Below are 14,532 nucleotides of genomic sequence, written 5' to 3' on the forward strand. Positions count from 1 at the left end.
CCGTCCGGAACCGGTCCCCCCGATCCGCCGGCTCACACCCGGTACAGTGCCTCGACCTCGTCGGCGTAGGCCTTCTCGATGGCCCTGCGCTTCAGCTTCAGCGACGGGGTCAGCAGCCCGTGCTCCTCGGTGAAGGGCTGCGCGAGGATGCGGAAGGTGCGGATCGACTCGGCCTGGGAGACCAGCGTGTTCGCGGCGACCACCGCCCGCCGCACCTCGGTCTCCAGATCGGCGTCGCGCACCAGGGCGGCGGCCGTGGCCGGCTTCGGCTTGTCGCGCATCTTCAGCCAGTGCTCGACGGCCTCGTGGTCGAGGGTGACCAGCGCGGCGATGTACGGGCGGTCGTTGCCGACGACGATGCACTGGGACACCAGCGGATGGTCGCGCACCCGCTCCTCCAGGGCCCCCGGGGCCACGCTCTTGCCGCCGGAGGTCACCAGGATCTCCTTCTTGCGGCCGGTGATGGTCAGATAGCCGTCCTCGTCCAGGGAGCCCAGGTCGCCGGTGGCCAGCCAGCCGTCGTGCAGGGTCGCGTCGGTGGCCTTCTGGTTGTTGAGGTAGCCCTGGAAGACGTTGCCGCCGCGCAGCCAGATCTCGCCGTCCTCGGCGATGTGCACGGTCACGCCCGGAATGGCCTGTCCGACCGTGCCGTACCGGGTGCGGTCGGGCGGGTTGGCGGTGGCGGCGGCCGTGGACTCGGTCAGCCCGTAGCCCTCGTAGACCTGCACACCGGCGCCGGCGAAGAACAGCCCGAGCCGGCGGTCCATCCCCGAACCCCCGGACATGGCGTTGCGGAGCCGGCCGCCCATCGCCGCGCGCACCTTGGCGTAGACGAGCTTGTCGAAGAGCTGGTGCTGCACGCGCAGCGCCGCCGACGGGCCGGGGCCCACGCCCCACGCCTTCGCCTCCATCGCGTCCGCGTACTTCACCGCGATGTCGACCGCCTTCTCGAAGGGTCCCTCCCGGCCCTCCTTCTCGGCCTTGCGCCGGGCCGCGTCGAACACCTTCTCGAAGATGTACGGCACGGCGAGGATGAACGTCGGCCGGAACGCCTGGAGGTCCGGCAGCAGGGCGGCGGCGTTCAGCTGCGGCTGGTGGCCGAAGCGGACCCGGCCGCGCACCGCGGCCACCTCCACCATCCGGCCGAAGACATGCGCCAGTGGCAGGAACAGCAGCGTGGCGGCCTCGTCGCCCTTGCGGGAGTGGAACACCGGCTCCCAGCGGTCCAGGACCGTGTCCGCCTCCACCATGAAGTTGCCGTGGGTCAGCACACAGCCCTTGGGGCGGCCGGTGGTGCCGGAGGTGTAGATGACCGTGGCGACGGACTCGGGCGTGACGGCCTCGCGGTGCCGGTGCACCACCTCGTCCTCAAGGGACGCGCCCGCGTCGTACAGCTCCTGCACGGCCCCCGTGTCCAACTGCCACAGCCGGCGCAGCCGCGGCAGCCGGTCGATGACGGTGGCGATCGTCATCGCGTGGTCCTCGTGCTCCACGATCGCCGCCGACACCTCCGCGTCGTACAGCGTCCAGAAGCACTGCTCGGCCGAGGAGGTGGGGTACAGCGGTACCACCTGCGCGCCGATCGTCCACAACGCGAAGTCGAACAGCGTCCACTCGTACCGGGTGCGCGACATGATCGCGACCCGGTCGCCGAAGCGGACGCCCTGGGCGAGCAGGCCCTTGGCGAGCGCGAGCACCTCGTCGCGGAACTCGGCGGCGGTCACATCACGCCACCGCCCGGTCGCGTCCTTGCGGCCGAGCGCGACGCGCAGCGGGTCCTTCCGGGCGTGCTGGAACACGACGTCGGCCAGTCCGCCCACCGGCGGTGCCGACGCCGACGGAGGGCTGGTGAACTCGCGCAAACCCCGCTCCCGCCCTTTGTACCGCCCTGCCTGTGACGCTCCGCACAGCGCCGTGAAAGCTACCCCACACCACGGCGGGGCGGGAGGGGGGCCAAAAGCGAGCGGTGCTCAGGTCCGCCCTGGTCAGTGGCGGAAAATGCGCCCACAAGGGGAAGGGCCGGACAGAATTCCTTACGCTTCAGTAAGTTTCGGTGCCGTATCTCCACCGAATCTGTACGGCGCCCGACACCCGACGCGTGGCGCGTGGCGTGTGGTGCGGCTGCCGCCAGGCGCGGGCCGTGCGACTCGGGCGCCCGCGCACACCGCGTACGCGCGCCTCCTTACGATGGACGGCGCGCGGCGTCCTCCCCGGAACCACCCGCCGCGCGCCGGAACCCGACAGGAGACAGCCGGATGACGACGGAATCCCCCGCACCGGTCCTGCGGTCCGACACCTTCGACCCGCTCGACCTGCGGGTCCTGTCCGCCCTCGAAGTGAACGCCCGGGCCTCCTTCAGCCGGATCGGGGCGGTCCTCGGCGTCTCCGACCAGACCGTCGCCCGCCGCTACCGCAGGCTGCGCGCCCAGGGCGGGCTGCGGGTGGTCGCCGTCCGCGACCCCGAGCGGCTGGGCCAGGACCAGTGGATGCTGCGGCTGCGCTGCGTCCCCGACACCGCCCAGACCATCGCCGACGCGCTCGCCAAGCGCCCCGACACCCACTGGATCGCGCTCGCCTCCGGCGGCACCGAGGTGATCTGCGGGACCCGGCCGCGCAGCCCCGGCGACCGCGACGACCTGCTGCTCGGCAAGCTGCCCCGCACCCCCAGCGTGGTGGAGATCCGCGCCCACCAGCTGCTCCACCGCTTCTTCGGCGGCCCGGACGGCTGGGTGCGCAAGTTCCGCGCGCTCACCGCCGCCGAGACCGAGGCGCTGCGCCCCGAGACGCCGCCCCGCCCGGGCCCGGCCCGGATCGACCCCGAGGACGAACCGCTGGTCGCCGCCCTGGAACGGGACGGCCGCGCGGGCCTGCCCGAACTCCAGCGCGCCACCGGCCGCTCCGAGTCCGCCGTCAAACGCCGGCTGACCGCGCTCATCGCCTCCGGCGCGGTCTACCTCGACGTCGAGTACCACCCCGAACTCCTCGGCCACCGCCTCGGCGCCGCCCTGTGGATCACCGCCGCGCCCGCCGCCCTGCACAGCGTCGGCCAGGCGCTCGCCTCGCACGCCGAGATCGCCTTCGTGACGGCCACGGCCGGCCCCTCCAACATCATGGCGACCGCCGTCGCCCCCGACACCGCCGGCCTGTACGCCTACCTCAGCGGCCCCCTCGGCGCCCTGCCGGGCGTCCAGCACGTGGAGGCGACACCGTATCTGCGCCGCGTCAAGCAGCTCACGTACGCGCGCAGACCGCGCTGACCGCACCGCCCAGGCACCGCCCAGGCACCGCCCAGGCACCGCCCAGGCACTGCTCTGGCTCCCGGGGGAGGTCCCTAACGCCGGTGCAGGCGCTCGCCGCCCGCCAGGATCGCCGCCGCCAGAGCGTCGGCGGCGGGCTGCGCGGAGGGCCGGTGCCGGCCGTGCACGAGGACGAAACCGACCCGGCCCAGCTCCGGCAGCCCGGCGCGCTCGGGCACACGGACCAGACCCGGCGGGATCAGCCCCTGCGAGTGCGCCATCACGCCCAGGCCCGCGCGGGCGGCGGCGATCAGCCCGTTCAGGCTGCCGCTGGTGCACGCCACCCGCCACGCCCGCCCCTGGCGCTCCAGGGCCTGGAAGGCGAGCGCCCGGGTGATGCCGGGCGGCGGGTAGACGATCAGCGGCACCGGCCGGTCGGGGTCCAGGCGGAGCCGCTCCGCGCCGATCCACACCAGCCGGTCCTCCCGGACCGGCTCACCGCGCGGGTCCTGCGGCCGCCGCTTGGCCAGCACCAGATCCAGCTTCCCGGCGGCCAGCTGCTCGTGCAGCGTGCCCGACAGCTCCACCGTCAGTTCGAGATCGACCTCGGGATGCCCGTAGCGGAAGTGCTCCAGGATCTCCGGCAGCCGGGTCAGCACGAAGTCCTCCGACGCGCCGAACCGCAGCCGGCCGCGCACCCGGGTCCCGGTGAAGAACGCCGTCGCCTGCTCGTGCGCCTCCAGGATGCGGCGCGCGAACCCGAGCATGGCCTCGCCGTCCTCGGTCAGCTCCACCGAGTGGGTGTCGCGGGTGAACAGCAGCCGCCCGGTGGCCTCCTCCAGGCGGCGCACATGCTGGCTGACGGTCGACTGCCGCAGCCCGAGCCGCCGCGCCGCCTGCGTGAAGCTGAGCGTCTGCGAGACGGCGAGGAAGGTACGCAGCTGAGCGGGGTCGTACACCCTCCCAGACTAGCGGCGCTCATCGCGTTTCATGATGACAGTCAGAGCGGTGTGACGGTTTCCCGATCGCCGGGGGGTGGGGGACGATGGGGCGGGAGAACCCGGCGTCCGAAGTACGCACAAGCAGAGCAAGTACGAGCAAGTACGAGCAAGTGGAGCACCGTGAAACGCCTGCGCTGGCCGAGCCGGCTGCCGATCGACCCGTACATCGTGCTGCTGCTGGCGACCGTGGGCGTGGCCGCGCTCCTGCCGGCCCGCGGCGGCGCCGCTCATGTGGCCTCCGGCGCCTCCACCGCCGCGATCGCCTTCCTCTTCTTCCTCTACGGCGCCCGGCTCTCCACCCGCGAGGCGCTGGACGGGCTGAAGCACTGGCGCCTGCACGTCACCGTGCTGGCCTGCACGTTCGTGCTCTTCCCGCTGCTCGGCCTCGCCGCCCGCGGCCTGGTCCCGGTACTGCTGAACCAGCCGCTCTACCAGGGCCTGCTCTTCCTCACCCTGGTCCCCTCGACCATCCAGTCGTCGATCGCCTTCACCTCCATCGCCCGCGGCAACGTGCCCGCGGCGATCTGCGCCGGCTCCTTCTCCTCCCTCGTGGGCATCATCCTCACCCCGCTGCTCGCCGCCGCCCTGCTGGGCAGCGGAGGCGGCGGCTTCTCGGCGCACTCGCTGGTCACCATCGTGCTGCAACTGCTGGTGCCGTTCCTGGCGGGGCAGGTGCTGCGCCGCTGGGTCGGCGGTTTTCTCACCCGGCACAAGAAGGTGCTCGGGCTGGTCGACCGGGGCTCGATCCTGCTCGTCGTCTACACGGCGTTCAGCGAGGGCATGGTCCGGGGCATCTGGCACCAGGTCAGCCCGCTGCGGCTGGGCGGCCTGCTCGCCGTGGAGGCCGTGCTGCTCGCCGTGATGCTGGCGCTGACCTGGTACGGCGGCCGGATGCTGGGCTTCGGCCGGCAGGACCGCATCGCCATCCAGTTCGCCGGGTCGAAGAAGTCCCTGGCCTCCGGGCTGCCCATGGCGAGCGTCCTGTTCGGCGCGCACGCCTCCCTCGCCGTACTGCCGCTGATGCTGTTCCACCAGATGCAGCTCATGGTGTGCGCGGTGATCGCCAAGCGCCGGGCGCACGACGCGGAAGCGGAGGGTGCGGCCGGCTCTCTTTCTCCTGCTCCTGCTCCTTCCTCCTCTTCCGCCGCCGCGGGGACGGTGAACCCGGTGAGCGGCTCGCGCTGAGCCGTCCGGGAGGTCGCGGACGGAACTCCCCGGCTCAGGGGCGCAGCACCACCTTGCCGAGGTTGCTCCGCGACTCGATCGCCGCGTGCGCCCTCGCCGCGTCCTCAAGGGCGAACTCGCCGTGCACGACCGGCCGCAGCGCACCCTCCCCGAACAGCCGCCACAGCTCCTGCCGCCAGCGTTCGTACAGCTCGGGGCGGCCACGGGCGATCCGGGCCATGTGGAAGCCGATCACCGACTTGGCGCCCACGAGCAGGTCGTACGCCTGGACGGTCCCGCCGCCCGAGCTGTACGCCACCAGCCGCCCGCCCGGCGCGAGCGCGGCCACCGCCGGGGTGAGGAGGCCGCCGCCGACCGCGTCCAGGACGTAGTCGACCGGCTCGCCCCAGCCGTCGTCGCCGTAGCGGACCACTGTGTCGGCGCCCAGGGAGCGGACGAAGGCCGCCTTGGCCGGATCGGAGACCGCGCCCACGACGCGGGCCGCGCCGCGGACCCGCGCGAGCTGCACCGCGAGGTGGCCCACGCCGCTCGCCGCCGCTGTCACGAGCGCCGCCTCGCCGCGCTCGGGCCGGGCCGCAGCCAGCGCGCCGAGGGCGACGAGACCGCTGCGGACCAGGGCGACCGCGTCGACGGCACCGGCGTCGTCGGGGACGGGGGAGGCCATGGCCTCGCGCAGCAGCGCGTAGTCGGCGTACCCGTGCCCGAAGCAGAGCCCGGTCACCCGCTGACCGGTACGGAAGCGGGTCACGCCCGGTCCGACGGCCGTGACCGCGCCGGCCAGTTCGCCGCCGAGCGCGATCGGCTCGGCGGCCTCGGTGACCTTGCGGACGACGGGCAGCGTGACGCCGACCGCCTCGCAGCGCACCAGGAGTTCACCGGGCCCCGGCTCGGGGACGGGAACCTCTTCCAGGAACAGGGGGCCACCGGTCGACTCGTAACGGACGCGTCGCATCGCACCTCCAGGGCGGGCCGGCCCGCCGGGACGGACGGACTCACGGAGAACTCATTGGGAGCCCCAACGATATAGGCGCAATCGTAGGGAAGTCCAACGAATTCTTCGCTACGCTGCCGCCATGGCCGAAGTCGAAGCCCCCCTCGCCGAGATCCGCTCCCTGCCCAGCTGGCTGCTCGGCCGGGCCGCCGCCCGTGGGAGGTCCCTGGTCGCCGAGGCGCTGGCCGCGGAAGGACTGAAGATGTGGCACCACGTGGTGCTCTCCGCCGTCCGTGACCTCGCCCCCGTCGCCCAGGCCGACCTCGGCCGGGGCGTCGGACTCGATCCGAAGGACCTGGTCGGCGTCCTCAACGACCTCCAGTCCGCCGGGTACGTCCTGCGCGAGCCGGACCCCGGCGACCGCCGCAAGAACGCGGTCAGCCTCACCGCCGAGGGCGGCCGGCTGCTGGCCCGCTGCGAGAAGGCGGCCCGCGAGGCCAATGAGACCCTGCTCGCACCGCTGTCGCAGGCGGAGCGCGAGCGGTTCGTGGAGCTGCTGATCCGGGTGTCGGGGACGCGAGGCTGAGGTTCAGCCCTCGGTCATCGCGCTACTGCCGTCGCCGTCGCCGTCGCTGTCGCTGCTCAGCGCGAGGCGCTCCTCGCCCGCGTACACGTTCATGCCGGTGCCGCGCAGGAAGCCCACCAGGGTGAGGCCGGTCTCCGCGGCCAGGTCCACCGCCAGCGAGGACGGTGCCGAGACCGCCGCCAGCACCGGGATGCCCGCCATCACGGCCTTCTGCGCCAGCTCGAAGGAGGCGCGGCCGGACACCAGCAGGATGGCCCGGGACAGCGGCAGGCCACCACTTCGCAGGGCGCGGCCGACCAGTTTGTCGACCGCGTTGTGGCGGCCCACGTCCTCCCGTATGTCCAGCAGCTCGCCCTCCTCGCTGAACAGGGCCGCCGCGTGCAGCCCGCCGGTCCGGTCGAAGACCCGCTGGGCGGCGCGCAGCCGGTCGGGAAGGCTCAGGAGGAGTCCGGGCTCGACGCGGACCGGGGGAGTGTCCGCGATCGGCCAGCGGGCGGTGGTCCGCACGGCGTCCAGGCTGGCCTTGCCGCACAGGCCGCAGGAGGAGGTGGTGTAGACGTTGCGTTCGAGTGTGATGTCGGGGAGGACGACGTCGGGGGCGGTCCTGACGTCCACCACGTTGTAGGTGTTCACGCCGTCCGCGGTCGCGCCCGCGCAGTAGACGATGTTCACGAGGTCCGACGCGGCCCCCAGCACCCCTTCGCTGACCAGGAAGCCGGCCGCCAGCGCGAAGTCGTCGCCCGGGGTGCGCATGGTGATCGCGAGCGGTTTGCCGTTCAGCCGGATCTCCAGCGGCTCCTCGGCCACCAGGGTGTCCGGACGGGTGGAGACGGCACCGTCCCGGATGCGGATCACCTTGCGTCGTTCCGTGACTCGTCCCATGTCCTTGATCAGCCCCGGTTCTGTACGTGTGGGTGCGGTCCGGCAACCGAAGCGGCCGTGGGCTCATTGTCCTGCACGGGCCGGGAGGTGCTGCGGTCCCCTCCAGTGGAGGGCGGCACCGCGGGACACGGGTGTCTGACAGAAGCCGACAAGGAGTCCCCCCGTTTCCTGTGGTTTCACCTGCCGTCGTACCCACGGGTCACTGATCAGACTGATGAATCCGCCACCCACGGCACCGCCACCCACGGCAACGAGGGGGACTCCCATGATCGGCACGACCGGCCTGACCGGCACCACCGGCACGCGTATCGCCGCCGTCGGCCACTACCAGCCCGCCGAGGTGCTGACCAACGAGGACCTGGCCGCCCTGGTGGACACCAGTGACGAGTGGATCAGGAGCCGGGTGGGCATCCGCACCCGGCACATCGCCGGGCCCGACGAGCCGGTCGACGAACTCGCCGCGCACGCCGCGGCCAAGGCGCTGGCGGCGGCCGGTCTCACGCCCGCCGACATCGACCTGGTCCTGGTCGCCACCTCCACGGCCGTGGACCGCTCCCCGAACACCGCCGCCCGCGTGGCGGCCCGGCTGGGAGTGCCGCGACCGGCCGCGATGGACGTGAACGTGGTGTGCGCCGGCTTCACCCACGCGCTGGCCACCGCCGATCACACGGTGCGGGCCGGGGCCGCGACCCGCGCCCTGGTCGTCGGCGCCGACAAGATGTCGGACGTGACCGACTGGAGCGACCGGACGACCTGTGTGCTCGTCGGTGACGGCGCGGGCGCCGCCGTGGTCGAGGCATGCCCGCCGGGTACGCCGGCCGGGATCGGGCCGGTGCTGTGGGGTTCGGTGCCGGAGATGGGGCACGCGGTACGGATCGAGGGCACGCCGCCGCGGTTCGCGCAGGAGGGGCAGAGCGTGTACCGGTGGGCCACCACACAGCTCCCGCCGCTGGCCCGGCAGACCTGCGAGCGGGCGGGCGTGGCCCCCGAGGAACTCGCCGCGGTCGTCCTGCACCAGGCGAACCTGCGCATCATCGAGCCGCTGGCCGCGAGGATCGGCGCCGTGAACGCCGTGGTCGCCCGCGATGTCAGCGAGTCCGGCAACACCTCGGCGGCGAGCATCCCGCTGGCCCTGTCCAAACTGGTGGAGCACGGCACGGTCACGACCGGCGACTCCGTACTCCTGTTCGGCTTCGGAGGCAACCTCTCCTACGCCGGCCAGGTCGTCCGCTGCCCCTGAGTGCCCCCTCCTCCCTGCCCCCGCCCACCGGAATACGCAGGTGAAACGCACCGCGAAACCTTGGTATGGTTGTCCATGTCGCCGCGGGGAACACCCCGCGAAGCGGCAGACACCTGGTCCGGGTGGCGGAATGGCAGACGCGCTAGCTTGAGGTGCTAGTGCCCTTTATCGGGCGTGGGGGTTCAAGTCCCCCCTCGGACACCAGCAGGGACGTTCACGAGATCGTCCCGAAGCGTTCACGAATTACCGGTCGAGTCATGTGACTCACCGGTAATTCGTCGTTTCTGGGGCCTCGAGCCTCGTGATCGGCTCGATGAGGAGGTGAGGCGGTGGCGGTCCAGGTACTGCGCCTCTCACCTGCGGAAACAGGACATGCCTGCGCGACGGCTGGTAGCCGTGGCGCAGGCATGTGGGGTTTTCAGGGGGCGGAGCGCGACGGAGGTGTGTCACTCGCGTGGCGGAGGCTCGACCTGCTCGGCCGGAAGCGGTCGCGCCAGGGGCGGGTCGGAGGGCTCACCGGGTTGGGTTGCGGCGCTCTGCGTGCTGGCCTTGCGGGGCTGGATGCCCTGGTCGCGGAGGAACCGTCGGATGGCTCTGAGGTTTGCCACGAAGATGATGACGGCATTGAGCAGGGTCTGTGCGACGCGTCCGTGCGGCAGGCGGAGCTGGGGATTGTCGATGCTGTCGAGGGCGGACTTCTTGAGGTTGCCGTTGCCGCCCTCGTTCTGACTGCGCAGTCCGGACCAGGCTTCCTGCCACAGAGGGGTGAACAGGGGGTATTTCTGCCGCCACTTGGCCAACACGGTGCCCGGGACGGTGATGCTCTTCCCCCTGCAGATGTCGGGGTAGACGGGGGTGTCCCGCTTGGGCCTGGGGATGGTGGGCAGGGCTGCCGGGGTACGGACAGTGGGGGTGTCGAGGTCGACGACGGTGGACGGGCGCGGCTGGGGCCGGCGGTAGCAGGTGACCGTGGCGTGCGGCCCGAGGGCGGGGCACTGTCGACGCTGGTCCCCTGCGGGCCCGTATTCCTTGATCTTGGTCTGGTAGTCCTTCCGGGACTGGATCAGGTTGAGTGCGTGGGCGCGGTCCTCGTCCGTGCGGCTGTCGATGTATGTGGCGCCTGCAGTGATGAGCGGGGTGGGCATCAGCGGGCAGTAGAACTCGCCGCCGACCAGCTGCATGCCGCGGAACTCTCCCTGCTGGTCGACCTTGTCGTCGTTGTAGTGCTTCACCGCGTTGAGGCCGAATTTGAGCAGCTGCAGATGCAGGTTGTGAGGCTTGGCCTGGGTGATGCCCCGGTCGGCGCAGAACAGGTCTTTGACCAGGCCTCGTTCGAAGGCCGGCTGGATGGCGCGCAGGGCGGCCGGGCCGGGTTCGGTGCCCGGGGTGCGAAGGATCATGCCGAGGCAGACCGCGGGGTAGGCGCCGGCGAGGTCGCCATGGCCATGGCCTGGGAACGCGGCCATCATGGCGTAGCGGAACTCTCTCTTCTCCGGCGCCTTGGCCTTCTTCTCCCGTGCCGACTTGGTCTTGCGAGGCGGTGGCTTGTTTGTCGTGCCGCGCCGGGTGCCAGTGTTCGTGGAGGCTGCAGCTTTGCCGCTGGGCCCCGACTTCTTCTGCGTTCCTCCCTTCACGTACATCCCGGCGGTGATCTCAAGCGAGGCCCGGTCCTGGTGGTAGTCCGGCTCTTTGCCCCAGACCGGAACCGGAGTGTCGTCGACCGCGATGTGGCCAGGCCACCGAGCGAAGTCGCCGCGCCGGTAGGAAGCCATCACCGGAGCGAGAATCAGATCCTGGGCGATGGCCTCCAGGTTGCGCACGGTGTCCTGGTTGTCGCGGGCATTCCACTTCCGTCGGATCGTCTTGGCCTCGCTGAGAGACAGCCGCTTGCGGCGGTCGTGTGGTGCCGGGTCAAGGCGCCGGGTCATCGAGGCCCAGGACCGGTAGACGCGCTTCGACGTCGCGTACTGCTGGTGCGCGACGCGGTCGATCTCTTCTCGGGTTGCGTCCTCGGGGATGTGCAGGTCGACGTCGGGGACGTCAAGGAGGGCTTTGGACCCTGGAGACAGTGCGAAGAAGAGTGTCTCCCACGCATCGTCGATGTTGGCGCTCTTGCCCATGTACTGCGACAGGATCAGGCCGATCAGCACTGTGCGGAACGGGAAGCCCTTCGGGCCTGGCCGGTGCTCGTCAGAGGGAAGGCGTTCCAGTATTCCACTGTGGCGCACGAGGTCGAAGACCTGCCTCACAACGCGGTCGCTGAGGGTACGGCCGGGGGCCTGCGGTGCAGGGCGTAAGGCGAGGCCGGTACGCCGGCAGGGTTTGTCCTCCGGGTTCTTCCTGCTCATGCCGCCGCCCCCCGCAACAGATCGGATGCCTCCGCTTCGGGCACGTCGTGGAGGAAGACGAGGTAGCGCGAGAGGCTGTGCAGGGTCCCGAGTCCCGACGCTTTGAGGATCACCTTCAGCGGAATGCCTGCATTCAGCAGTTCGACGAGCCAGGTCGTACGCAGCCGCTGGGTCTGCAGCACTGCACCGTCACAACGGCCGATGATCCGCGGGTACCTGGCCAGCCAGTCCGATGTGCTTGCTGGTGCGGTCCTGCCAGTCAGGCCGGAAGGCGTACGCGTCCGCCGGGATGTGGGCGGCTTCCGCCAGCAGCAGTTCCTCGTAGGCGTAGCGGCATACGACAGTGCGCGGACGGCGCCCGTGCACCTTGACCAGGGCCCGGCCGGTGGGGCCCGCGAGGATATCCCGCCCCTGAACGTACACAAGATCCTCAACGGCGAGCCCGCAGCCGACGCCGAGACAGAACAGAAGACAGGCGTTGCGCCGCTGGGCCGGGGTGGGCAGGCTCTGCGCCCAGATCAGCCAGTAGGCGATTTCCGCCGGCGGGTAGGGGGCCACTGGTACGGCCGTGGCCTTCAGCCGGATCGGCGGATGCTGTCCGAGCTGGTCCAGCAGGAGTGCTTCGGAGGCCCGGCGCAGCTGGCTGCTGCAGGTTCGGCGCCTGTTGGCGGCCATGTCGCGGCAGCCGACGAGGATGAATCGTTCGACGGTGCTCTGGTCAAGGATCACCGAGGGTTCGAGCGGGAGGCCCTGGGCCTCGACCCAGGCGACCAGCCGTGCGAGCGGCGTCATGACCACGTCTGGGCCGTAGGGTCCCGCTGCGACGGCCATGAATCCCAGCGAGCGGACGACCGGAGCGATGCGGCGCCACTGGGCGGGCGGCACCGTCTCCGCCTTCGGTGCGTAGGCCAGCAGGCAATTCGACACAGCGACCTCCAGGCGCAAGGCCCATGACAGGTGGCCGGTTAACCGGCCGCTGGTGTCAGTGTCGATCACGATCTGAAGGAACGCATCTTTATGACCGGAGGCCGAGCGCGCACGGCGCCGCCAAGGAGCTACGCCGTCGATCCGGAGGAGTGGCCGGATGCCCGGATCGCCGGGGAGCCCGCCGCGGCGGTGGTCCAGACGATTGCCCGCCGCCTCGCCGCCGCCCTGCGTGAGAGGCCAGAGCTCTCGCTGCGTGCACTCGCCGCACAGAGCAACGTCGGCAGGCAGACCATCGGCGATCTGCTGGCGGGCGCCACCTGGCCGGACGTGCTGACGGTCTGCCGACTGGAGCGCGCCCTGGGCCTGACGCTCTGGCCCGGATCGAATGCGACCCAATGTGCTCATGACTGATCCCCAATTGCCTATTTGAGGTCAGCCGTGCACGCTCAAGTACGGAATGGCGTAGACGCCCTATAGCGCCACCCATGGGAGCGCTAGAGTGAACGTGCGCGACGGACCGGAACCCTGCTAGGAGAAGCGTCCGTTCGCGTGTTTGGCGGCCTCCCTCGACCGCTAATCGAGGGAGGCCTGCTTGTTGGGTTAGGGTCGTTCTCGGGTGGATCAAGCAGCCCGGGACGACAGCACGGCCCGAAACATTCCCGGTGCTACGTTTTCCACCTCGCCAAGTTGCTTCATGCGGTTGAGGGTTTTTCCTACGGATGAGCGGACCGTCGCGTCCGCTCCCGGGCGCACCGCCGCCGCGATATCGGTGATGGACATTGCCTCTTGAGCGGCGCACAGGAGTGTGAGGATCGCATCGCGCATGCTTCCGTTACGCGGTGGCCCCAGGGCCCGAGCGCCAATGCCCGGGCGCGCATCTTCGGACGAAGGATCCTCGCCGGCGACAGAAACTTCAGACAGACCCTCCCGAGAAGGCTGGGCGGTTTCCGCATCCTCGCCAGCGTCCGACGGCACTTCGCGGACATCGGTGGATTCGATTCCCTGGCACATCATCGCGTACACAGCTTCCAATGTCGCCAACTCGCCTCGCAGTGAAGTGATCAGCTCCTTCACGGCATGCCGGGCCTGGCCGATGTAGACACCCTTGTCTGACGCAGGTGCGCTGGTCCGGTATCCCGCCATAGCGAACTCCTAAGGAAGACCGCTGCCAGTGTAGGGACGGCACACTGTGGCACGCACGCAGTTCCTCTGAGGTGCTATCAAACGGTCAGCAGTGCGCTCAAGCGCGGCAAGTCCGGTCGAGGTTAGCGCAGGGCTCGACCTGTCTTGGCGGAGAGTTGGCTCGCTGGGTTCGAGCGATGCAGCACCGGAACTGTGGGACGTGCCACCACAGAATCCTGACGTGTGGATTCTGTCGAAGCTCCCGGTCTCCGGGAACGTTCGAGCGCTACGGTTCCTTCATGGTGGATGGCAAGCATCTGTCGGCGACAGAGGCCTTGGCGTCGGTGACGAAGGCCCTGGATGTTCTCGTCCTGGCGTATGACCGGGGGGAGATCGGTGTTACCGAAACCGCCCGGGAGCTCGGTATCTCACGTTCCACCGCACACCGCATCCTGGTCACCCTCCAGCGCACGGGTTTCCTGCGCCACGATCCTGGCCAGCACGGATACTCAGCGGGGCCGCAACTCGTACGCATGGGACTGGCAGCGATCGCCCAGCTGGACGTCCGACGACAGGCGCGCAGACCCCTTGAGGAGCTCTCCGAGAAGCTACAGGAGACGGTGTGCCTGTACTCCCTGGATGCGGCCGTCGTCCGACTACTCGACGGAGTCGAGTGCCGGCATGTCCTGCGCGTCAGCGTTCCGCTCGGACAGGAGCTCCCCGCCCACGTCACAGCGGCGGGCAAGGCCCTGCTCGCACTGCGCGACCCGGCAGATGTACGCGCGACACTCCCGGCCGCGCTCCCTGCCACGGCGGCAGGAAGCATCACTGAGTGGCCACTGCTTGAGGTGGAGTTGGAGGAAGTCAGAGTCCGGGGATGGGCGGCAGACCTCGAGGAAAGCGCACACGACCTGCACGGCGTAGGCGTGGCCATTCGCAACCGCATCGGGGAACCGCTCGCCGCGATCTCCGTCTACGCACCCGCCGTACGTCTGCGTGAACAGGATATGCCAGCGGTTGCCGCGGCCCTGCAGGAGACCGCCACCACAATCGCCAGGGCAGAGTGACAGCGGG

The 14,532-nt window shown here is 70.6% G+C and carries 14 protein-coding genes and 1 tRNA gene; 7 read left to right on the top strand and 8 right to left on the bottom strand.

The annotated features are described in order from the left end of the window. Nucleotides 1–32: 32 nt before the first annotated feature. The gene (locus ABZ858_RS25085; RefSeq protein WP_361382714.1) at nt 33–1,862 is read right to left on the bottom strand and encodes a long-chain fatty acid--CoA ligase; all 1,830 of its coding nucleotides are present in this window, start codon (nt 1,860–1,862) and stop codon (nt 33–35) included. A gap of 393 nt (nt 1,863–2,255) precedes the next feature. Here ABZ858_RS25085 and ABZ858_RS25090 point away from each other — a divergent pair, with 393 nt between their 5' ends. After that, a complete protein-coding gene (locus ABZ858_RS25090) occupies nt 2,256–3,257 on the top strand; it encodes an Lrp/AsnC family transcriptional regulator (protein WP_361382717.1) in 1,002 nt (333 codons plus the stop codon). 74 nt (nt 3,258–3,331) lie between these two features. On the opposite strand, the gene ABZ858_RS25095 is transcribed toward ABZ858_RS25090, so the two are convergent. Then, nucleotides 3,332–4,195 (bottom strand): LysR substrate-binding domain-containing protein, encoded by an 864-nt coding sequence (locus ABZ858_RS25095; RefSeq protein WP_361382721.1) that lies wholly within the window; start codon nt 4,193–4,195, stop codon nt 3,332–3,334. Nucleotides 4,196–4,357: 162 nt separating this feature from the next. On the opposite strand from ABZ858_RS25095, the gene ABZ858_RS25100 reads away from it, so the two are divergent. Beyond that, on the top strand, nt 4,358–5,422 hold the full coding sequence (locus tag ABZ858_RS25100; protein ID WP_361382724.1) for a bile acid:sodium symporter family protein: 1,065 nt from the start codon (nt 4,358–4,360) through the stop codon (nt 5,420–5,422). A gap of 34 nt (nt 5,423–5,456) precedes the next feature. Here ABZ858_RS25100 and ABZ858_RS25105 read toward each other — a convergent pair whose 3' ends face one another. Beyond that, nucleotides 5,457–6,374 (bottom strand): zinc-binding dehydrogenase, encoded by a 918-nt coding sequence (locus ABZ858_RS25105; protein ID WP_361382727.1) that lies wholly within the window; start codon nt 6,372–6,374, stop codon nt 5,457–5,459. Between the two features lie 121 nt (nt 6,375–6,495). Between ABZ858_RS25105 and ABZ858_RS25110 the strand changes: the two genes are divergently transcribed. Further along, the gene (locus ABZ858_RS25110; protein WP_361382730.1) at nt 6,496–6,939 is read left to right on the top strand and encodes a MarR family winged helix-turn-helix transcriptional regulator; all 444 of its coding nucleotides are present in this window, start codon (nt 6,496–6,498) and stop codon (nt 6,937–6,939) included. Nucleotides 6,940–6,942: 3 nt separating this feature from the next. Here ABZ858_RS25110 and fdhD read toward each other — a convergent pair whose 3' ends face one another. Continuing rightward, nucleotides 6,943–7,821: a formate dehydrogenase accessory sulfurtransferase FdhD gene (fdhD, locus tag ABZ858_RS25115; protein ID WP_361382733.1), complete on the bottom strand. Its 879-nt coding sequence runs from the start codon at nt 7,819–7,821 to the stop codon at nt 6,943–6,945. A gap of 265 nt (nt 7,822–8,086) precedes the next feature. Between fdhD and ABZ858_RS25120 the strand changes: the two genes are divergently transcribed. Further along, nucleotides 8,087–9,061, top strand: coding sequence for a beta-ketoacyl-ACP synthase III (locus ABZ858_RS25120; protein ID WP_361382736.1), 975 nt, complete (start codon nt 8,087–8,089; stop codon nt 9,059–9,061). A 116-nt stretch (nt 9,062–9,177) separates the two neighbouring features. Then, nucleotides 9,178–9,265: transfer RNA gene (locus ABZ858_RS25125), tRNA-Leu, on the top strand. 242 nt (nt 9,266–9,507) lie between these two features. Here ABZ858_RS25125 and ABZ858_RS25130 read toward each other — a convergent pair. From ABZ858_RS25130 to ABZ858_RS25140, 3 genes are read right to left on the bottom strand one after another with little or no spacing between them, the layout of a single operon-like run. Beyond that, nucleotides 9,508–11,409, bottom strand: a complete 1,902-nt coding sequence (locus tag ABZ858_RS25130) for a hypothetical protein (RefSeq protein ID WP_361382739.1) — start codon at nt 11,407–11,409, stop codon at nt 9,508–9,510. Continuing rightward, nucleotides 11,406–11,591 carry a hypothetical protein gene (locus ABZ858_RS25135; protein WP_361382742.1) on the bottom strand — a complete coding sequence of 62 codons (186 nt, stop codon included), beginning with the start codon at nt 11,589–11,591 and terminating at the stop codon, nt 11,406–11,408. Before ABZ858_RS25135 ends, ABZ858_RS25130 begins: the two co-directional genes overlap by 4 nt. Before the next feature lie 7 nt (nt 11,592–11,598). After that, complete coding sequence (locus ABZ858_RS25140; RefSeq protein WP_361382745.1) at nt 11,599–12,405, bottom strand: hypothetical protein; 807 nt, start codon at nt 12,403–12,405, stop codon at nt 11,599–11,601. Nucleotides 12,406–12,426: 21 nt separating this feature from the next. On the opposite strand from ABZ858_RS25140, the gene ABZ858_RS25145 reads away from it, so the two are divergent. After that, nucleotides 12,427–12,747, top strand: a complete 321-nt coding sequence (locus ABZ858_RS25145; protein ID WP_361382748.1) for a helix-turn-helix transcriptional regulator — start codon at nt 12,427–12,429, stop codon at nt 12,745–12,747. A gap of 210 nt (nt 12,748–12,957) precedes the next feature. Here ABZ858_RS25145 and ABZ858_RS25150 read toward each other — a convergent pair whose 3' ends face one another. After that, a complete protein-coding gene (locus ABZ858_RS25150; protein ID WP_361382751.1) occupies nt 12,958–13,479 on the bottom strand; it encodes a hypothetical protein in 522 nt (173 codons plus the stop codon). A 278-nt stretch (nt 13,480–13,757) separates the two neighbouring features. Between ABZ858_RS25150 and ABZ858_RS25155 the strand changes: the two genes are divergently transcribed. Then, entirely contained in the window at nt 13,758–14,525 is a 768-nt protein-coding gene (locus ABZ858_RS25155; RefSeq protein WP_189734008.1) for an IclR family transcriptional regulator, read from the top strand. Nucleotides 14,526–14,532: the final 7 nt, after the last annotated feature.

The sequence above is a fragment of the Streptomyces sp. NPDC047017 genome (genome assembly GCF_040644175.1).
Taxonomy (GTDB): Bacteria; Actinomycetota; Actinomycetes; order Streptomycetales; family Streptomycetaceae; genus Streptomyces.

Bases quoted from the DNA above. Each gene is read 5' to 3' on its own strand.
- ABZ858_RS25150 (WP_361382751.1), bottom strand. From the start codon at position 13,479: ATGGCGGGATACCGGACCAGCGCACCTGCGTCAGACAAGGGTGTCTAC.
- ABZ858_RS25090 (WP_361382717.1), top strand. From the start codon at position 2,256: ATGACGACGGAATCCCCCGCACCGGTCCTGCGGTCCGACACCTTCGAC.
- ABZ858_RS25105 (WP_361382727.1), bottom strand. From the start codon at position 6,374: ATGCGACGCGTCCGTTACGAGTCGACCGGTGGCCCCCTGTTCCTGGAA.
- ABZ858_RS25145 (WP_361382748.1), top strand. From the start codon at position 12,427: ATGACCGGAGGCCGAGCGCGCACGGCGCCGCCAAGGAGCTACGCCGTC.
- fdhD (WP_361382733.1), bottom strand. From the start codon at position 7,821: ATGGGACGAGTCACGGAACGACGCAAGGTGATCCGCATCCGGGACGGT.
- ABZ858_RS25120 (WP_361382736.1), top strand. From the start codon at position 8,087: ATGATCGGCACGACCGGCCTGACCGGCACCACCGGCACGCGTATCGCC.
- ABZ858_RS25155 (WP_189734008.1), top strand. From the start codon at position 13,758: ATGGTGGATGGCAAGCATCTGTCGGCGACAGAGGCCTTGGCGTCGGTG.
- ABZ858_RS25110 (WP_361382730.1), top strand. From the start codon at position 6,496: ATGGCCGAAGTCGAAGCCCCCCTCGCCGAGATCCGCTCCCTGCCCAGC.
- ABZ858_RS25130 (WP_361382739.1), bottom strand. From the start codon at position 11,409: ATGAGCAGGAAGAACCCGGAGGACAAACCCTGCCGGCGTACCGGCCTC.